We start from the raw sequence: 19,269 nt of genomic DNA, 5'->3' as shown, positions 1-19,269 counted from the left end.
GGCCTCTGACAGGTAGCAAGATAGATGAGGCAACCGCTGCGGCTTGGTAACAATTAATTTGAGTCAATGCGCGCCGCCAAGGTAATTGACGCCGGGCAGCGCGGAGGCCTTGTGGTCCCCGGTCGCGCTAGCGGGCAGCGGTCGAGAGCCCGGGGTAGCTGCAACCCGAGCGTCGCTAGGGGCAGGGCTCGTCCTGGCGGTGCTGCGATTGGAGGACGACGACTCGCTGATCATGGCGATAGGGGCGGTACAGACGCTTCTTCTTTTTCGATTGGGGTTCTCGGGTGACCATAGGAAACTCGGCTGGCCTAAGCGTTGACTGGGAGACTCGACTTCAATCGAAAAGATGGGCGGGAGACGGTGCTGGAAAACGTGCAGCGTGACCTTCGCCGGCTTTGATGGGTCCTTCTCCTTCTTTGCCACGAAACAGCCCGATCGAGCGCGCCAACATGCGCGGACGATCGGGCGCATGAGTGCTAGTTAGTCATTCGAAGGCTTGGATCTCCTCGATTGCCTGCGGCCGCTTCGCGCTCCCGCCACACGGATAATTGCCGACTTGGCAGTACGCGTTTCAAGGCCCTCGTTTGCCTGCCGCAGGCACTCCTCCTCGTCGAGCGGAGGAAGGGAAAGGCTTGAATTCCTGAGCGCTTCCCTCAGGACATCCGAGAGCACAGAAGTGAAACCCACGACTTGGCCTCGAAGAGTGTTGAGTCGGCTTTCGGGGTCGAGGTCAGGCTCGACGCCCACCATGTCGAAGACATGGTGCATCCAGCCCATTGCGATCCACCCGAGCCAAGCGCCGGGGGTGGCTGCAGCCGACTGTTGGCGAAGCGTTTCGAGAAAGATTCTGGCGAGTGCATCGCCCGTCAGATTTCCGCCCACATAACCACCCGTGTTGGGTACATCCCAAAACTTGATCTCACCGTGATGCCAGCCGACGAAGGGCAGGCGGTGAAGGGCTTGCTCAGCCTCGGGATGGAAGCGAAGGGTGCTGCGGGGGTGCTCCGATGAGGAAGAGGCGGGCCTATCGGCGACTGAAACCGAAACTGGATCTGAGGTCGTTTTGCGCATGATCACTGCTCCTGTAACGCGGTGAGTGATCCGCTCCCGCTTTCCACGGCGGGTGGCGGACCGACGCGGGGGTGGAAACCGGCCTACAGGAACCGGCCCAGCCGAAGCTGGCCCCACGCGGCCCGCCATTGAAGGCGCAGCAGCGCGGCACGAGAAAAGCCGCACGAATGCGGACTTTCTCGTCTGTAGGCAAACGGGTTTCCACGCCCGGCCGCTATTGTTTGTAGCGGCCCAAAGATCATGCATTCGGTGGAAAGGTAGGTCAACTTGTCCTCGATCAGGCTCGCTCGGCATGCACTTGAGTGGGCCGTTTTTTTGGGATGTTGCCAACATCCGGGGCGAGCGTGACAGGAGCGAGTGTGGGCGTCCGCATTTGCCAGTGGGTGTAGGGCAAGTTCCCAGGCCCTTCGAATCCAGTCGATGCTGGTTGCCCTGAACTGGATGGCCTTTCCTTTGTGGCGACCGGACTGTTCGCCTAGCGGCCGCCGAACGGCAACCAAACGGCAACCAAAACGCCAAAAACAAAAAGGCCAACCCCGGAGGATCGGCCTAAGTGCTTGAATTCGTTGGTGGGGGCACTAGGACTCGAACCTAGGACCAATTGATTAAGAGTCAACTGCTCTACCAACTGAGCTATACCCCCGTTGCCTTGCGGCGGACCGGATTGGCGCCCGATCGAAGAGCAGAGATGATACGCGGCTTTCTGCTGCGCTGCAATAGCTCGTGCCAAAAATCCCGCGCGGGCCAGCATGGCGCGCGGCGTGTCACCGCTCAGCCCAATATCCGCCCTGCGCGGCGGCGACCGCCCATACCGGCGAGACCGCCGAGGCCGTGGGTGCCGTGGGCGTGGCAGATCGCGCAGGCGAGCGCGTCGGCCGCATCCGGGCCGGGGCTGGCATCGAGCGCGAGCAGACGCTGCACCATGTGCTGCACCTGTTCCTTGTGCGCCTTGCCGTAGCCCACCACCGATTGCTTGACCTGCAGCGCGGTATATTCCGCCACCGGCAGGTCGCAGGACACCGCGCCGCAGATCACGGCGCCGCGGGCCTGGCCGAGGAGCAGCGTGGACTGCGGGTTGACGTTGACGAAGACCTTCTCGACCGCGACGACGTCGGGGCGGTAGGTGTCGACGATCTCGCGCACTCCGTCGAGCAGGGTCTTGAGGCGGCCGGGGAGCTCGCCGTCCCGCGTCTTGATGCAGCCGCTGGCGACATAGCGCAACTGGGTGCCGAGCTGGTCCACCAGGCCGAAGCCGGTGATGCGCAGCCCGGGGTCGAGGCCGAGGATGCGGGTGGCGACGTGGGTGCTTGCGGCAGCGCTCAAACCTTCACCGCGGTGCCGCTGACGCACACCATCAGCATGCCGTTGTCGGCGCCGAGCACCTCGTAGTCGACGTCGATGCCGATCACCGCGTTGGCGCCGAGCTTCTGCGCCGCCTCTTCCATCTCCTCCATGGCGATGCGGCGGGCGTCGGCGAGCGTGCGCTCGTAGCTGCCGGCGCGGCCGCCGACGACGTTGCGGATCGAGGCGAACATGTCCTTGAACAGGTTGGCGCCGATGATGGCCTCGCCGTTGACCACGCCGAGATACTGGCGGATCGGCTGGCCGTCGAGGTTCGAGGTGGTGGTCATCAGCATGGCATGCTCCTGCGGGCGTTGGCTGGAGGCCCGATTCTAGCCCTTGCGCGCCAGCCACACACCCGACACGGCAACCGCCATGCCGGCGAGGGCGAGCGGCGACAGGGTCTCGCCGAACATCGCCCAGGCGATCAAGGCAGTGGTCGGCGGAGTGAGGTAGAACAGGCTCGCCACATTGACCGCGCTGCCGCTGCGGATCAGCAGGTTGAGCAGGCTGATCGCGCCGATCGACAGCACCAGCACCAGCCACAGCAGGGCGAAGACGAAGTCGCCGGTCCACTGGATGGCCATGCTTTCGGTCTGGCTCGCGACGAGCGCGGTGAGTGCGAGGCTGGGGAGGAACTGCAGGACCGAGCCTGTGCGCAGGTCGAAGCGCGGGCAGAAGCGCTTCTGGTACAGCGTGCCGGCGGTGATCCCGAGCAGCGCCGCCACCGCCGGGATCAGCATGTGCGCGAGCGCATCGGCGGCGGCGCCGTCCACGCTGGCCTTGCTGCCCACGACCAGCGCCACGCCGCCGAAGCCGAGCGCCAGCCCCGACCACTGGCGCGCGGACACGCGCTCGCCCAGCAGCAGGCCGGCGAGCGCGCCGGTGAGCAGCGGCTGCATGCCCACGACCAGGGCCGAGATGCCCGCCGGCAGCCCGCGATGGATGGACATGAACACCCCGCCCAGATACACCGCATGCACCAGCAGGCCGGTGACGCCGATGTGGAGCGCCTCGCGCGGCTTCGCCGGCCAGGGGGCGCGCATGGCGAGCGCGAGCAGCGTCATCAACCCGATGACCAGCACGTAGCGGATGGCCAGGAAGCTGAGCGGCTCTGCATAGGGCAGGCCGTACTTTGCGCCGATGAAACCGGTGCTCCACAGCAGCACGAAGAGCAGCGGCGTCAGGCGGGTGAGCATGGAGGGCAAAGGCATGAGCGTCCAAGGCGGCCGGTGACAGTTTTCAATGGGGTCTGACCCCATTGATCCCGTTGCCCGGCCCAAAAGAAAAAAGCGGCGCCGGGCGCCGCTTCCGTGGGGCAGGCCGGAGGGCTTACTCGGCGATCTCGGCCGAGGTATAGACCTCCTGCACGTCGTCCAGGCCCTCGAGCGCGTCGAGCAGCTTCTGCATGCGCGCGGCCTCGTCGCCGGCGAGCTCGATCACGTTGTCGGGCTTCATGGTCACCTCGCCGAACTCGGCGGTGAAGCCAGCCTTCTCGAGCGCTTCCTTCACCGCGGTGAATTCCCACGGACCGGTGATGACCTCGATCGAGCCGTCCTCGTTGGTGAGCACGTCCTCGGCGCCGGCCTCGAGCGCGGCTTCCATCAGCGCGTCCTCGCTGGTACCGGGCGCGAACAACAGCTGGCCGCAGTGCTTGAACTGGAAGGCCACGCAGCCGTCGGTGCCCATGTTGCCGCCGTACTTGGAGAAGGCGTGGCGCACGTCGGCCACGGTGCGCGTGCGGTTGTCGGTGAGGCAGTCGACGATGATCGCCGAGCCGCCGATGCCGTAGCCCTCGTAGCGCACTTCCTCGTAGCTCACGCCCTCGAGTTCGCCGGTGCCCTTCTTGACCGCGTTCTCGATCTTGTCCTTGGGCATGTTCACCGCCTTGGCCTTGTCCACCGCCAGGCGCAGGCGCGGGTTGAAGCCGGGGTCACCTCCGCCCATCTTGGCGGCGACGGTGATCTCCTTCGCCAGCTTGGAGAATGCCGCACCGCGCTTTTCGTCCTGACGACCCTTGCGGTGCTGGATGTTGGCCCATTTCGAGTGACCCGCCATAGAAACCTCTGTACTGCGTGCGCGTTGAAAGAGGCGCGCATTATAGCGCCGGGCCGGGCGGCGCTGTGGGCGCGGGTCTGGCTGTGGGAGCGGGTCTGGCTGCGGGAGCGGGCTTGCCCGCGAACGTTGCAGCCGTGAGCGCTGCATTCGCGGGCAAGCCCGCTCCCACGGTAATGGCGCGCGCGCTGTTAAACTCGCCGACATCATTTATCTGCCTGCAAGGAGCTGTTCATGGCCGACCCGATGCTGATCGCGCGCGCGCACGACAAGGACCAGTTCAAGGACATCTGCCTGCTGCCGCGGCTGGCAAACCGGCACGGTCTCATCACCGGCGCCACCGGCACCGGCAAGACGGTGACCCTGCAGAAGCTCGCCGAGTCCTTCGCCAACATCGGCGTGCCGGTTTTCGTGGCCGACATCAAGGGTGACCTCTCCGGCATCGGCGCTGCGGGCCGCCAATCCGACAAGCTGATGCAGCGCCTGGCCGCGATCGGCATCGGCGAATACACCCCGCGCGCCAACACCACCGTGTTCTGGGACGTGTACGGCGAGCAGGGCCACCCGGTGCGCGCCACCATCTCCGACATGGGGCCGCTGCTGATCGCGCGCCTGCTCAACCTCAACGACACCCAGACCGGCGTGCTGACGCTGGTGTTCAAGATCGCCGACGACAACGGCATGCTGCTGCTCGACCTCAAGGACCTGCGCGCGATGGTCCAGTACGCGGGCGAGAACGCGAAGAGCTTCACCACCGAGTACGGCAACATCTCCACCGCCTCGATCGGCGCCATCCAGCGCAACCTGCTGGCGCTCGAAGAGCAGGGTGGCGACGTCTTCTTCGGCGAGCCGATGCTCGACATCGCCGACCTGATGCAGACCGGCGCCGACGGCCGCGGCGTGATCAACGTGCTGGCGGCGGACAAGCTCTACCACTCGCCCAAGCTCTACTCCACCTTCCTGCTGTGGATGCTGTCCGAACTGTTCGAGCAGCTGCCCGAGGTGGGCGACCCCGACAAGCCGAAGATGGTGTTCTTCTTCGACGAGGCCCACCTGCTGTTCAACGACGCGCCCAAGGCGCTGATCGAGAAGATCGAGCAGGTGGTGCGCCTGATCCGTTCCAAGGGCGTGGGCGTGTATTTCGTCACCCAGAACCCGCTCGACGTGCCCGACACCGTGCTCGGCCAGCTCGGCAACCGTGTCCAGCACGCGCTGCGCGCCTTTACCCCGCGCGACCAGAAGGCGGTGAGGACCGCCGCCGACACCATGCGCCCCAACCCCGCCTTCGACGCCGCTGCCGCGATCACCGAGCTGGGCGTGGGCGAGGCGCTGATCTCCTTCCTCGACGACAAGGGGCGGCCGCAGATCACCGAGCGCTGCAACGTCATCGCGCCGGATTCCCGCCTCGGGCCGCTCGAGCCGGCCGAACGCAAGGCGGCGATCACCGGCTCGGTGATCTATGGCCACTACGAGCAGGCGGTGGACCGCGAGTCGGCCTACGAGATGCTGCGCGCGCAGGCGGCGGCCTCGGCCGCGGCCGCCGAGCAGCAGGCTGCGGCGCGCCAGCCGGCGCAGGGCGGCGGCGGAATCAACGACATCCTGTTCGGCTCCACCGGTCCGCGTGGCGGGCAGCGCGACGGCCTGGTGCAGATCGCCGCGAAGACGGTCACCCGCACGATCGGCAGCTCGCTCGGCCGTCAGATCGTGCGCGGCATCCTCGGCTCGCTGCTCGGCGGGCGGCGCTGAACCTGGCAAGGCGTTGTGGGAGCGGGCTTGTCCGCGAATGGCATGGTCTTCATTCGCGGGCAAGCCCGCTCCCACGGAAAGTCCTTCACGCGCGGGATCGCCGCGGCAGGTGGTTCAGGGCAGGCAGCGCAGCTTGTCCTGGACGATGATGCAGCTGCGGTTGCGGCCGGACTGCTTGGCGCGGTAAAGGGCCCGGTCGGCCGCATTGACGAGGGCGTCGGTCTCGCCCATGCGCGGCTCGCGGCTGGCGACGCCGATGCTCACGGTGGTGCGGATCGTCGCGCCCTCCGCCTCGATCGTCATCGCCTCGATCGTGCGCCGCAGGCGATCGGCCGCCAGCAGCGCCGACTTGAGGTCGGCGTTCTGGCAGATCATCAGGAATTCCTCGCCACCCAGCCGGCACACGCTGTCGTCGCGGCGCGCTGCGCGCTGTATCTGGTGGGCGACTTCGATCAGCACCTTGTCGCCGACCGCATGGCCGTGGGTGTCATTGACGTGCTTGAAGTGGTCGATGTCGAGCACCAGCACCGACAGCTGCTGCTGGAAGCGGTCGGCGGCGGCCCAGGCCTTGGTCAGCGCGCTCATCCCCGCTCGGCGGTTTGGCAGCCCGGTGAGCAGGTCGGTCATGGCCGCGTGCTCGAGCCTGCGGTTACTGATCGCCAACTCGGCGGCGAACTGCTTGAGCTGGGCGCGATCGCGCTCCCAGGCCTCGAGCAGCTGCACGTAATGCCAGGCCGCGCGCAGGCGGGCGCGCAGCGTGCGGATGTTCACCGGTTTGGTCAGGAAGTCATCCACCCCGGCCTCGAAGGCCTCGATGACCTCGTCCTCGTCCTCGACGCTGGTGAGCATGATCAGGTAGATGGTCTGCCCCCATTCGGTGGCGCGCAGCGCGCGGCAGAGCTCGAGGCCGTCCATGCCCGGCATCATCCAGTCGGTGATGACGATCTGCGGCATCGCCTCCAGTGCCAGCGCCATCGCCTCGCGGCCATTGCTGGCGCACATCACCGAATGTCCGAGCGTGCCGCCGAGCACGCCCTCCATCATGCAGCGCGTGGTGGCGTCGTCATCCACCAGCAGTACGCGCAGCGCCGCCGGGCTCGTGCTGTCGTCCGGGCGGGGGGCGTGCGGGCTGGACATCTGCGCGAAGGAGGGCAGCGCCGAGGCTGGAACGCGCAGCAGCTCGCCCCATTCCCGCCAGCGCATCACGAGGCTGTCGATGGCGGCGCCGAGCTCGTCGGCATTGAGGCCGATCTTGCCGCCGAGCAGCAGCAGCTCGGCGGTTCGGCCATTGCGCTCGCCATCGGGGGCGATGCCGAGGTCGGCCACGCATTTGGCGAGGTAGAACAGGTGCACGAGCTGGTAGGGCCGCGAACCCGGCGAGAAGGCGGACTTGTCCGGGGCTTCGTGGTGGTAGATCGGCTCGATCAGCGCGCTCGGGATGCCCCACTCGGCGAGCAGGGCAGCGGTGAGTTCGTTGTGGTCGGTCTCCAGGTGTTCCTGCTCGCGCTCGGCCAGCGTGCGCTCCCGATCCGGGTTCTGCAGCAGTCGCGCGTACTCGGTCGGATAGACGGTGGCGAGCGCGAGGCAGCCGATGCGCGCGAGCAGGCCGCAGGCGAACAGTTCCTCGGCCGACCCCGCTCCGGTCATGGTGCAGAACTGCTGCATCGCCAGCGCCATCAGCAGCGATTGCGACCAGAAGCGCTGGTAGTCGAACCCCTCGCACGGGCCGTTCTGGTACTGGTCCACCAGCGAGAAGCCCATCGCCAGGTTGCGCACCGTGCCCATGCCCAGGCGCAGGATGGCCTCGGTGACCGAGGCCACCGGCCGCGAGCCTGCGATCGCGGCCGAGTTGGCCTGGCGGATCAGGCGGCCGGCGAGCGCGGGGTCGGTCTGCGCGATGCGCGCGATGTCCGCAGCCGTCGTGTCGTCGCGCCGGCACATCTCAAGGATGGCCAGGGCAACGCCCTTCGGGCTCGGCAGTTCGCCGGTGAGCGGGATGTGTTCGAGCTTCTTCATGCGGGTAGTCGGCGGGAGCTGGGCGGGGTGTGCGGTCCGGTTGGGGACGTCTCCAGATGGCAGTCGTCCGAAGCTTAAACTAGAGCGTGACTCCGCAGCGTGCCGAATCTGGCGAAGCCGTGCGGATTTCCCAGCTGCGCTGCGCGAGCTCGGCGAGCGCGGCAACCTCGACCGGGGTGCTGAAGCAGTAGCCCTGCAGGCTGTCGCTGCCGAGTTCGGTCAGCAGGCGCGCCTGTTCCATGGTCTCGACCCCTTCTGCGGTGATGCTGAAGCCGAGGTGCCGGGCAAGCGAGACGATGGCCTGCACGATGGCGAGATTGTCGCGGTCGTCAGGCAGGCCGATCACGAAGCTCTTATCCACCTTTATCCGGCTCAGCGGCAGACGCTTGAGGTAGCTGAGCGAGGAGTAGCCGGTGCCGAAGTCGTCGAGCGCGATGTGGATGCCCTCGGCGCGCAAGGCCAGCAGGGTGTTCAGCGTGGTCTCGTTGTCGTCCATCAGCGCGCTCTCGGTCACCTCCAGTTCGAGCCAGCGCGGCGGCAGGCCGGTGTCCGCGAGCACGCCGCGGATGATCTCGAGGAGCTGCGGCTCGCGAAACTGCAGGGGCGACAGGTTAACCGCGACCTGCATCGGCTGTCCGGCGTGCAGCCAGGCGGCGGCATCGCGACAGGCCTGGTGCAGCACCCAGCGGCCGATCGCCACGATCATGCCGTTCTGCTCCGCGAAAGGGATGAAATCGAGCGGCGGCACGAGCCCACGCTCCGGATGGCGCCAACGCACCAGCGCCTCGACGCTCGTCACCCGGCCACTGTGTGCGTCGAGTTGCGGCTGGTACATGAGGAAGAACTCGTCGCGCTCGAGGGCCTGGCGCAGGCTGATCTCGAGGCGCATGCGTTCCACCGCTGCCTGGGTGAGCTCGGTGTTGTAGAAGCGCGCGCCGTTCCGGCCGCAGTCCTTGGCGTGGTACATCGCGGTGTCGGCATGCTTGAGCAGGCTGGCGGAGTCGTGCCCGTCCTCGGGGAACAGCGCGATGCCGATGCTCGTGCTCAGGCGAGGACTGCCGCCTTCGAGCGCGAACGGCTGCTGCATGGCATCACGGATGCGTTCGGCAATGTGGAGGGCGTCGTCGGGGTGCGCGATGTCGGGCAGCAGCACGGTGAACTCGTCGCCGCCGAGGCGCGCCAGCTCGACCGTGGCGCGCGCGACGAGGTCCGAAGGCCGCAGCGTGTTGCGCAGGCGCCGCGCGGCCTCCTGGAGCAGGGCGTCGCCGGCGCCGTGGCCCAGGGTGTCATTGACGCTCTTGAAGTGGTCCAGATCCATGAACAGCACCGCCAGCCTGCGCTCGTCCCGCTGCGCGCGCTGGATCTCGCGCTCGAGTCGCTCATGGAAGGCCTGGCGGTTGGCCAGCCCGGTCAGCGTGTCGAAATAGGCGAGGCGGAAGATGCGGTTCTCGTTGTCCTTGCGGTCGGTGATGTCGCGCACCAGGCACAGCGCCTCGTCGCCGTCGATTGGGACCAGCCGGGCCTCGAAGTGGCGCTGGCGCTCATCGGTGTCGACCAGGCTGAAATCGGCGCTCTGGGGCGTCCCGGTCGCGTGTGCGGCGTCCAGCGCCTTCGCGAGCTGCTGCGCGGCGGCCGGCGGGTAGGCGTCGGTCAGGCCGAGGCCGCTGCGCGGTAGCCGCTCCGCCGTGCCGGGTGCCGCGCCGCTGCGGACCTCGACGATGCGCGCCTTGCGGTCGAGGCGCAGCAAGGTGTCGGGGATTGCGCCGAGCATCGCCGCGTTGCGCGCGTTGGCGGTGCGCAGGGCATGGGCCGCGCGCGCAGCGCGCAGCAGGTAGCGCACGCGGTGGCCGATCAGCGCCCAGTTGAGCGGCTTGGACATGAAGTCGGTGGCGCCGGACTGGTAGGCGGTCTCGATCGAGCCGGTGTCGTCCATGCCGGTGACCATCACGATCGGGAAGGCGTCGCCGGCCTCGCGACGCAGCACGGCGCAGACCTCGAAGCCGTTGAGGCCCGGCATGTCGACGTCGAGCATCGCCATGTCGAATGCGCTGCGCGCGAATTCGCGCAGGGCCTGCGCACCGTCGCTCGCGGTGCATACCTCGAAGCCCGCCTTCTCGAGCGCAGCGCGCAGCAGCAGGCAGGCGGTCAGGTCGTCGTCGGCGACGAGGATCCGGCTCCCCTGCGTAGTCACGCCATCTCCCCCAGCAAGGCCTGCAGGCCCGCCACGGCGTCGCCGTAGCCCCTGCGAAAGCGCTCGCGCAGCGCAACCGCGTCTGCCAGCCGGCCGTCCTTGCCGAGCCCTTCCAGCTCCTTGAGCAGGCCGGCGAGCGACATGGCGCCGACGTTGGCCGAACTCGACTTCAGGCTGTGCGCGGCGCGGCGCAGCCCCTCGGCATCGCCGCTGTCCAGCGCGGCCTCGATCTGGCGGGCGACTTCGTTGCTGCTTTCCAGATACACCTTCATCACGCGCGACGCGAGCGCGAGGCCGCCGTCCGGGTCGAGCTCGCGGAATTGATCGAGGAACCTGAGGTCGATGGCCGTCGTCTGGGCGGGCGCCGCCGGGGCGGATGCAGCGACAGCCGCACGCTCTGCTGGCTGCGGCAGGGTGAGCCAGCGCTCGAGCGTGGCGCGCAACTGCGCGAGGCTGTAGGGCTTGGCCAGGAAGTCGTCCATGCCGGCGGCGAGGCAGAGGTGGTGGTTGCCCTCCATGACATTGGCGGTGAGCGCCACGATCGGGATGCGCTGCCCCTCGCGCTCGCTGCTGCGGATCGCCGCGCTCGCCTCGTAACCGTCCATGATCGGCATGTGGCAGTCCATCAGCACGAGGTCGAAGTGCGATGTCGCAGCCATGCGTACGGCTTGCTCGCCGTTGTCGGCGATGCTCACGCCGATGCCGAGCTTGGCGAGCATGGCCTGGGCCATCTGCTGGTTCACCGGATTGTCCTCGGCGAGCAGCACCTGCCGCCCGGCGCCGAAGGCCGGCCCCGTGCTGCGCGCCACATCCCGCGTGGCGGCCACCGGTGTGCCGCGCAGGGCGCTGCACACGACCTCGTGCAGCTCGGCACGGCGGATCGGCTTGTGGACGCAGCGCAGGATGCCGGCGCGCTCGCGCTCGTGGGCGCTGGCGCTGGAGTAGCTCGAAGTGAGCACGACGATGCGCGTGGCGGCCAGGATGGGGGCCTGCGTGATCGCATTGGCGACCTGCACGCCGTCCATCTGCGGCATGTGCATGTCGAGCACCGCGAGCGCGAAGGGCTCGCCGGCGAGGCTGGCCTGGCGCATGCGCGCGAGTCCCTCCATGCCGTTGGCGGCGGTGGTCACCTGCATCTGCCAGGCTTCGAGCTGGCGCTGCAGGATCTCGCAGTTGGTGGGGTTGTCATCGACCACGATCACCTTCACGCCGGCGAGCGCGATGTCGCCGGTGAGCAGGGCCGGCGAGCTGCTGCCACGGGGCAGCGCGAGCTCGATCCAGAAGCGTGCGCCTTCTCCGGGCTGGCTGATCACGCCCACCCGGCCGCCCATCAGCTCCACCAGCCGGCGACAGATCGCCAGGCCGAGGCCGGTGCCGCCGTACTGGCGCGTGGTCGAGCCGTCGAGCTGGGCGAACTGTTCGAAGATCTTTTCCTGCGCCTCGAGCGGGATGCCGATCCCGGTGTCCTCGACCTCGATGCGCAGCCGGCAGGTGTTGGCATTCTGCTCGAGCGTGCGCAAGCGCACCACGATCTCGCCGTGCGGAGTGAACTTGACCGCGTTGCTGATCAGGTTGGTGACCACCTGGCGGATGCGGAAGGGGTCGCCGCGCAGGCTCAGGCGGGCGTCCCCCGCGATGTCGGCGACCAACTCCACGCCCTTGCGCTCGGCGGGTTGGGCGAACATCGCCAGCGCACCCTCGAGCAGTTCGCCGGGCTCGAACTCGACCCGCTCGAGCTCGAGGTGGCCGGATTCGATCTTCGAGAAGTCGAGGATGTCGTTGATGATGCCGAGCAGGTGGCGGCCCGAGTTCTGTACCGCCTCGGCGAAGTGGCGCTGCTCGGTGTCGAGCTGGCTGTCGAGCAGCAGTTCGGTCATGCCGAGCACGCCATTCATTGGCGTGCGGATCTCGTGGCTCATGGTGGCGAGGAAGTCACTCTTGGCCTGGCTGGCGGCTTCTGCCGCCTCCTTGGCGCGCAGCAGCTCCTGGGTGCGTGCGGCAACCTCGTCCTCGAGGTGCTCGCGGTGGGCGGCCAGGCGTGCGTCGCGCTCGGCGATCTGCCCAAGCATGCGGTTGAAGCCGCTCGCCAGCGAGTCGAGTTCGGTGATGCTGCTCGGTTCTGCACGTGCAGCGTAGTCCTCGGTGTGGGCGACGCGCGCCATCAGCGCCGACAGCGAAGTCAGCGGGCGCAGCACCACGCCGTTGAGCCGTCTGAGCGTCCGGGATGCGAGCCAGACCGCGAGCAGCGCGGCGACGACGATGATCGAGGTGTGGGCGAAGACCTGGATGTAGAGCGGCTTCAAGTCGAGGTCGAGATCGAGCACTCCGACCACGTTCTCGTTCTCGATGATCGGTTGCGTCAGGTGCAGCGTGTCCAGGCTGAAGTGCGCGCGCTCGGCGGCCGGGCGTGGGAGTTCGCGCCCCGCGGCACGGAACTGCCCGTAGCGTGCGAACTCGGTCTGCTCGGTATCGAGGATTGCCGCTCCGCGCACGTCCGGCAGGCGCTCGAGGGGGGCGAGCACGCGTGCCGCCGCCTCCCTGTCAAGGAACATCAGGCTGGCAGCGGCGTTGTCGGCGAGCACCCGTGCCATCACGCGGGTGTTGCTCTCGAGGGCGAGCGCGCTGATCACCAGGCTGCCGAGGGTGATCACCAGTGCGAGCAGGCCCACCGCAAGGCCGAGGGCACGCTGATTGACCCGGCGCAGCTTCTCGCCGAGCGGCACGCGGAGGTCGGGGGAGGGGGGATGCAGATTCATTGCCTGACCTCGGTGGCGAGCTTGAGTAGCCGTGAGCTGAGCCCCAGCCCCTGGCGGCGTGCAGCGGCAAGGTTGGCAGCGAAGCTGATGCGGCCGCTGGCGCTGTCCATGTTGAGCATGACGCCGGTGTCGAGGGCGCCCGGGCTGTCGGCCACGGTCAGGACGGCGCGGCCTTGGATGCGGTCGAGCACACGGGCGAGGTTGCCGATCATCGGGCGGGTGACGAAGACCACCTGGCAGCTGTCGAGCGCGTCCACGCTGTGCATGCGCTCGACGCGCAGGCTGTGCTTGCCCGCCTTGCGCCCGACCAGCGCGTCGAGATGTGCGCCGAAGGGGTCGTCGCCGTACACGCAGACCGTCAGCGCGTCGGTCGTGCCCTCGTCCGGCCAGGTGGCGAAGTTGGCGAAGTTGAACAGGAATGCGGCCTTGAGGCGGTACTCCTCGGCGGGATCGAGCAGCTCCTGACCGAACACCGTCGGGATCGCCAGCATCGCCAGGGCGAGCGCCGCGCACAGCCGCCGCAGCCCGGCGGCGGCGCGCAGCCGGCGCGGGACCGGATGCCTCGGGTGCGTGAGCGATCGAGCCAAGGTCATGGCCAGCTCAGAAGCGGTAGTCGAACTTCACGCGCACGCTGCGCCCATCCTGGGCGATGCGGTCCGACCAGTGCGTGTAGTCGCCCGCGCTCGGGTGGGCGTAGTCGGCATCGAAGAGGTTCAGCACGCTCAGCGACAGCTCCGCACCCGGGATCCAGCGTTCCGCCACCAGGTGGAGGTTGGCGCGCCAGTGGTCGTCCACCATGCTGCCCGTGGCGCTGCGTCGCTCTCCGTCGTAGGCCACTTCGATGCCCGTGCGCAGCGAAGTGGTGGGCAGGGGCGTGGAGAAGAGGACCCTGCCGAGTACCCGCGGAGAGTTCTCGACCCGCTGGTCGGCGGCGTCGGTGGCGTGCTGGAAGGACAGGTTGCCGCGCAGGCGGGCGCCATTGCGCCAGCTGCGGTCGGCGGAGAGTTCGAGACCGCGGCTGCGCACCGTGCCGACGGCCCTGAACTGGGCGGCCGCCTCCGCATCGTCGCTGACGAAGCTGATCAGGTCGTCGATCTCCCACTGATAGACGGAGGCTCGCAGGTGCAACTCGGGCGAGACGCGGTGATCGGCGACCAGCTCGAAGGTATCGACGGTTTCGCCCCCCAGGTCGGGGTTGGGCCGCAGGAAGTCCTCCTCCTCATAGAAGGACTGGTAGGCATTGGGGGCGCGATGGGCACGACCGTAGAGCAGCTTGAATGCGGTCTGCGCCGAGGCCTGCCAGATCAGACCGGCGCGCGGGCTCAGCTTGGTGCCGGTGACGTCGTTGTCGTCGATGCGCAGGCCGAGGGTGCTGGCGAGGCCGTCGCTGATCCGCCATTCATCCTGCACGTAGATGCCGGCGCGAGACCCGGCACGGCGGTCACGCCAGTTGAAGTCCGAGCCCGGGTCGGCGTAGTCGATGACGTTCTGGTCAATGCGCTGGTTGCGCTGGTACTCCACGCCCAGCATGAGGGTGTGCGCGGCGAACGTTGTGGACACCAGCTGCAGTTCGGCGCCATGCCAGCCGGCCGCAGCGGGATAGCCGTAGGGCAGGCCGTCATAGATCAGCGTGCTTTCGTAGCGGTAATCGCCGGCGAAGAGGCGTGCCGACAGCGCCAGGCTGTCGCTGAGCGCGCTGCGCCAGCCGAGGTGGGCGACGGTGTAGCGGTCGCTCTGGTAACTGCCACGGGCGAGTGGATCGCTGAGATACACGCCGGTGGGGTCGTCCTTGCGGCGGTCGCCGTGGGCGAGTGCGAAGGACCAGGCGCCGCGATTCGCGGTGAGGTTGAAATCCTGGTCGCGCTCGCCGTCCAGACCACGCGCATGGCCGTTGCCGGCGTCACCGAAATCCATCCAGAGATCGTCGCCATCGGAGCGCAGCACGGACGCGGAGAGCATCAGTTCGAGGTCGTTGTCGAGGCGCTTGCCCCAGCTCACCCGCGCCTCGCGGGCGGACTGCGGCGCGCGCCAGCCGAGCGCGAGCTCGCCTCCGTCCAGCGTCGCGCCCTTGCGGGTGATCACATTCACCACGCCGAACATCGCGTTCTGGCCATACACCGCGCCGCCGGGGCCAGGGATGAACTCGATGCGTTCGACCAGATCCATGTCGAGCGGCAGCATGCGGCCGATGGGCGCGCCGTCGAACAAGGGTTCATTGACCCGCACGCCGTCGATGGTGACCAGCACGCGTGTCATGAAATCGCCCGGCAGGCCGAAGCCGCGCACGCCGATGTAGGCGTACTGGCGATCGTAGGTGGTGTACACGCCCGGAAGGCTGGCCAGCGCCTGATCGAGCGTACGCCAGCCGAAGGCGCGGATCTCGTCCCGGCTGATCACGGTCGCCGCAGCCGCGACGTCGCTCTGCTTCTGCTCGTAGCGTGAGGCGCCGACCACCGGCACCGCCATCAGCTCCTCGATGCTGAGTTCGGTGAGGGCGTCGTCCGCTCCCGCGGCGGGTAGCGCGGAGAGCGCCAGGGCACAGGGGAAGAGCAGGCGGTTGAGGTGCCTGAGCGCTGGCGTCGGAAGAGCGCCCCAGCCGCTGCGGTGCGCAGGGCGGGGGAGGTGCTGGCGTGCAGTCATCATGGGCGGATCCGGGCGTTGCGGCTGCACACGGCAGCGCTGTGGGGGCGTTTCGTCCTCACTTTACGGCCCGCCGGGCGGCGCCTTGAGACGCAAAAGTCACAGCGCGCGCACGAATGTGCGCCCGGACTGCCCGAGTCAGGTCGTAATGCCCAGCCGCCTGCAGATCTCGGTGGTCGGCCCCGCCATGTTCATGCTGTAGAAATGCAGGCCGGGTGCGCCCTCGGCGAGCAGCTTCTCGCACAGGCGGGTGACGACGTCCAGGCCGAAGGCGCGGATCGCGTCGCTGTCGTCACCGTAGCTCTCGAAGGTCTTGCGCATCCAGCGCGGGATCTCGGCGCCGCAGGCATCCGAGAAGCGCGCCAGCTTGCTGAAGCTGCCGATCGGCATGATGCCGGGCACGATCGGCACGTCGATGCCGATCTTGCGCACCGCATCGACGAAATAGAGGTAGGCGTCGAGGTTGTAGAAATACTGGGTGATCGCCGAGTTTGCCCCGGCATCGACCTTGCGCTTGAAGGCGGCGAGGTCGTCTCTGGGGCTTTTCGCCTGCGGGTGCCACTCGGGGTAGGCGGCGACCTCGATGCGGAAGCGCTCGCCGGTCTCGGCGCGGATGAACTCGACGAGCTCGTTGGCGTAGCGGAACTCGCCCGCCGCGCCCGCGCCCGAGGGCAGGTCGCCGCGCAGGGCGACGATGCGACGGATGCCGGCGTCGGCGTACTCCTGCAGGATTTCGCGGATGCTGTCGCGGGTCGAGCCGATGCACGACAGGTGGGGCGCGGCCTCGAAGCCCGCGGCGGCGATCTCCTTGACGGTGGCGAAGGTGCGCTCGCGGGTGGAGCCGCCGGCGCCATAGGTCACCGAGAAGAAGGACGGCTTGAGCGCGGCGAGGCGGTCGCGCGTGGCGCGCAGCTTGTCGGCGCCCTCGGCGGTGGTGGGCGGGAAGAACTCGATCGAGATTTCGGGTTTCATGAGCTTACGGGGCGGGGGGTGACAGCTCGGGACGAGGCTGGAAAAGCGGGCGCAGCGGCCACGCCATGGAAAAGGAATTCACGGTTGCCGTCGCCGCCGGTGATCGGCGAGTCGAACCAGTCGACGATGTCGATGCCGGCTGCGCGTGCGGCCGTTCGGATGCGGGCCTCGACTTCGGCATGGAGCGCGCTATTGCGCACGATGCCGCCCTTGGCCAGGCCCTGCGGGCCGACCTCGAACTGCGGCTTGACCAGCGCGAGGACATGGCCGCCCGGCGCGAGCAGTGCCGGCCACTGCGGCAGCAGCAGGGTGAGCGAGATGAAGCTGGCGTCGCAGACGATGAGATCGAAGCCGCGTGCCGGCATGTGTTCGCCCAGCTCGGCGGCGCACAGGTGGCGGGCGTTCACGCCTTCCAGCGTGACGCTGCGCGCGTCCTGCCGCAGCCGGGGGTGGAGCTGGCCGTGGCCAACCTCGATGCCGACGACCCTGGCCGCGCCCGCCTGCAGCAGGCAGTCGGTGAAGCCGCCGGTGGATTGGCCGACGTCCAGGCAGGTGAAGCCGCGCACGTCCAGTCCGGTGTGCGCGAGCGCACCGGCGAGCTTGAGCCCGCCGCGCGACACGAAGCGGTCGTCGGGGTCGGGCGTGACCGCCAGCCGCGCCGATGGCGGCAGGAGCTGGGCGGGCTTGGTCACCGGCTTGCCCTCGCAGCTCACCCGGCCGGCCTCGATCAGGGCGCGCGCCGTGGTGCGCGAGGGCGCCAGGCCCTGCTCGACGAGCAGGTGGTCGGCCCGCGGCAATCCGTGCCCGGCCGGGGCGGCGGTGTGCGGGTGCGGCGCGGGGGCAGGGCGGCTGCTGCGGCGGTGGAAGGACTTCAAGCGCGCCTCAGCCGATCTTCACGACTTCGACGGGATGCTCGTAGACGTCCTTGCGCTTGTCGTAGAGCGGGATGGTCGTGCCGTTCAGGCGGTTGCTCTCGAGGTCCTTGAGGTCGACGTCGGCGACCACGATCTGCTCGATGTTGGGCGTCCCCTCGGCGGCGATGCCGTCGCGCGCGAAGGGGAAGTCCGAGGGCGTGATGATGCTCGCCTGGCCGTAGTGCAGGCCCAGGCCCTCGACCGGCAGGTTGCCCACGGTGCTGGTCATCGCCACGAAGACCTGGTTCTCGATCGCGCGCGCGTGGCAGCAGTAGCGCACGCGCAGGAAGCCCTGGCGGTCGTCGGTGCACGAGGGCACGAACAGGATGTCGGCGCCCGCCTCGCACACCATGCGCGCCAGTTCGGGGAACTCGATGTCGTAGCAGATCAGGATGGCGATGCGCCCGAAGGGCGTCTCGAACAGGCGCAGCTGGTCGCCGGCGTCGGTGCTCCACTTCTCGCGCTCCCAGCGCGTGCGGTGGATCTTGTCCTGCTCGAAGATCTCGCCGCCCGGGGTGAAGTAGTAGGCGGTGTTGAGCAGGCGGCCGTCCTCGTGCAGCGTGGGGTGGCTGCCGCCGATGAGGTGCACGTCCCAGTCGTGCGCCAGCTCGAGCATCAGGTCCTTGTAGCGCCGGGTGTAGTCGTTCATGTTGCGCACGGCGGCGCTGACGTCGGTGGTGTCCATGAAGGACAGCAGCTGGGTGGTGAAGATCTCGGGCAGGAGCACGAACTGCGGCTTGTAGTCGCCGGCGGCCTTCATGATGAAGCGCACCTGGTTCTCGAAGCCCGCCCAGTCGTGGATGGAGCGCAGCAGATACTGAACGGCGGCGATTCGTACGATCATGGCTGGATGTCCTCCTTGATTTCGGTGGGCCGGGTGGGGTCGTAGTCGGGGTTGAGCCACACGATCAGCGAGGCGTTGCCGTGCGATTCGACGTCTTCGGGCAGGTAGTCGGGGATCACGCCGCAATACGAGAAGCCTTCGCGCAGCTGGAAGCTCAGCACCGGGTCGGTGAGGTCGCCCCAGACCACCTTCTGCGCGTAGAACTCGGCGCTCATCGCGTCGGCATGCGCGGCGTAGCCCGGCAGCCGGCCGCAGGCGATGATGCGCTTGAGGTTCATCGCCCGGCACAGGTTGCGCCGGCCCTCGTACAGCAGATGGCCGAGCCCCAGGCCGCGCATCTCGGGGTCGACGAAGACCTCGGCGCCGTACAGCGTGCGGCCGTCCGGGTTGTGCTGGTCGAAGGTGCCGGCACCGGTGATCTCGCGCCAGGTGTGGGACTCGGCCCAGTCGTCCCACAGCACGATCAGCGCGCTCGCGCAGCCGACCACGCCGTCCTCGGTCTCGACCACGATCTGGCCCTGCGGGAACACGTCGAGCTGCTCGCGCAGCTTGCGTCGGTTCCAGGGCGGGATGCTCGGGTAAACGCGCGCCTGCAGCGCGATCAGGGCAGGGATGTCCTCCACCCGGGTATGGCGAACCCTCGGGTACGGCATGCTGATCCTCCTCGTTGCGCGCCGCGGGCGGGTGGCCTGGAAAGCGCCTGCCCGCGGCGCCGGCGCGGCA

15 protein-coding genes and 1 tRNA gene are annotated in these 19,269 nt (G+C 68.3%); 1 reads left to right on the top strand and 15 read right to left on the bottom strand.

The annotated features are described in order from the left end of the window. Positions 1 to 480: 480 nt before the first annotated feature. From AAG895_RS17740 to AAG895_RS17715, 6 genes are all read right to left on the bottom strand, one after another. Entirely contained in the window at positions 481 to 1,071 is a 591-nt protein-coding gene (locus tag AAG895_RS17740) for a hypothetical protein (RefSeq protein ID WP_345793295.1), read from the bottom strand. 567 nt (positions 1,072 to 1,638) lie between these two features. Continuing rightward, positions 1,639 to 1,714, bottom strand: a tRNA-Lys gene (locus AAG895_RS17735). A 128-nt stretch (positions 1,715 to 1,842) separates the two neighbouring features. Further along, the gene (gene ruvC, locus AAG895_RS17730; protein WP_345793294.1) at positions 1,843 to 2,394 is read right to left on the bottom strand and encodes a crossover junction endodeoxyribonuclease RuvC; all 552 of its coding nucleotides are present in this window, start codon (positions 2,392 to 2,394) and stop codon (positions 1,843 to 1,845) included. Beyond that, positions 2,391 to 2,708 carry a heavy metal-binding domain-containing protein gene (locus tag AAG895_RS17725; RefSeq protein ID WP_345793293.1) on the bottom strand — a complete coding sequence of 106 codons (318 nt, stop codon included), beginning with the start codon at positions 2,706 to 2,708 and terminating at the stop codon, positions 2,391 to 2,393. The genes ruvC and AAG895_RS17725 overlap by 4 nt, the downstream gene beginning before the upstream one ends. Before the next feature lie 36 nt (positions 2,709 to 2,744). Continuing rightward, a complete protein-coding gene (locus AAG895_RS17720; RefSeq protein WP_345793292.1) occupies positions 2,745 to 3,626 on the bottom strand; it encodes a DMT family transporter in 882 nt (293 codons plus the stop codon). Between the two features lie 118 nt (positions 3,627 to 3,744). After that, positions 3,745 to 4,470, bottom strand: coding sequence for a YebC/PmpR family DNA-binding transcriptional regulator (locus tag AAG895_RS17715; RefSeq protein ID WP_345793291.1), 726 nt, complete (start codon positions 4,468 to 4,470; stop codon positions 3,745 to 3,747). A 231-nt stretch (positions 4,471 to 4,701) separates the two neighbouring features. Between AAG895_RS17715 and AAG895_RS17710 the strand changes: the two genes are divergently transcribed. Beyond that, complete coding sequence (locus AAG895_RS17710) at positions 4,702 to 6,213, top strand: helicase HerA-like C-terminal domain-containing protein (RefSeq protein WP_345793290.1); 1,512 nt, start codon at positions 4,702 to 4,704, stop codon at positions 6,211 to 6,213. 114 nt (positions 6,214 to 6,327) lie between these two features. Here AAG895_RS17710 and AAG895_RS17705 read toward each other — a convergent pair whose 3' ends face one another. The 9 genes from AAG895_RS17705 to AAG895_RS17665 form a co-directional block, all read right to left on the bottom strand. Further along, the gene (locus AAG895_RS17705) at positions 6,328 to 8,229 is read right to left on the bottom strand and encodes a diguanylate cyclase (protein ID WP_345793289.1); all 1,902 of its coding nucleotides are present in this window, start codon (positions 8,227 to 8,229) and stop codon (positions 6,328 to 6,330) included. 79 nt (positions 8,230 to 8,308) lie between these two features. Further along, the gene (locus AAG895_RS17700) at positions 8,309 to 10,420 is read right to left on the bottom strand and encodes an EAL domain-containing protein (RefSeq protein ID WP_345793288.1); all 2,112 of its coding nucleotides are present in this window, start codon (positions 10,418 to 10,420) and stop codon (positions 8,309 to 8,311) included. After that, on the bottom strand, positions 10,417 to 13,176 hold the full coding sequence (locus AAG895_RS17695) for a response regulator (protein ID WP_345793287.1): 2,760 nt from the start codon (positions 13,174 to 13,176) through the stop codon (positions 10,417 to 10,419). Before AAG895_RS17695 ends, AAG895_RS17700 begins: the two co-directional genes overlap by 4 nt. Beyond that, a complete protein-coding gene (locus tag AAG895_RS17690; RefSeq protein WP_345793286.1) occupies positions 13,173 to 13,769 on the bottom strand; it encodes a YfiR family protein in 597 nt (198 codons plus the stop codon). The genes AAG895_RS17695 and AAG895_RS17690 overlap by 4 nt, the downstream gene beginning before the upstream one ends. 7 nt (positions 13,770 to 13,776) lie before the next feature. Beyond that, positions 13,777 to 15,819: a TonB-dependent receptor gene (locus tag AAG895_RS17685; RefSeq protein WP_345793285.1), complete on the bottom strand. Its 2,043-nt coding sequence runs from the start codon at positions 15,817 to 15,819 to the stop codon at positions 13,777 to 13,779. Positions 15,820 to 15,954: 135 nt separating this feature from the next. Continuing rightward, the gene (gene metF / locus AAG895_RS17680) at positions 15,955 to 16,788 is read right to left on the bottom strand and encodes a methylenetetrahydrofolate reductase [NAD(P)H] (protein WP_345793284.1); all 834 of its coding nucleotides are present in this window, start codon (positions 16,786 to 16,788) and stop codon (positions 15,955 to 15,957) included. Next, a complete protein-coding gene (locus AAG895_RS17675) occupies positions 16,785 to 17,663 on the bottom strand; it encodes a TlyA family RNA methyltransferase (RefSeq protein WP_345793283.1) in 879 nt (292 codons plus the stop codon). The genes metF and AAG895_RS17675 overlap by 4 nt, the downstream gene beginning before the upstream one ends. Positions 17,664 to 17,670: 7 nt before the next feature. Further along, positions 17,671 to 18,546, bottom strand: a complete 876-nt coding sequence (locus AAG895_RS17670) for a carbon-nitrogen hydrolase family protein (RefSeq protein ID WP_345793282.1) — start codon at positions 18,544 to 18,546, stop codon at positions 17,671 to 17,673. After that, positions 18,543 to 19,199 (bottom strand): GNAT family N-acetyltransferase, encoded by a 657-nt coding sequence (locus tag AAG895_RS17665; protein WP_345793281.1) that lies wholly within the window; start codon positions 19,197 to 19,199, stop codon positions 18,543 to 18,545. The genes AAG895_RS17670 and AAG895_RS17665 overlap by 4 nt, the downstream gene beginning before the upstream one ends. Positions 19,200 to 19,269: the final 70 nt, after the last annotated feature.

This window comes from Thauera sp. JM12B12 (genome assembly GCF_039614725.1).
In the GTDB taxonomy this organism is placed as follows: Bacteria; Pseudomonadota; Gammaproteobacteria; order Burkholderiales; family Rhodocyclaceae; genus Thauera.
The sequence above is the reverse complement of the archived record's forward strand: the minus strand, read 5'-3'. Positions and strand labels throughout refer to the sequence as shown.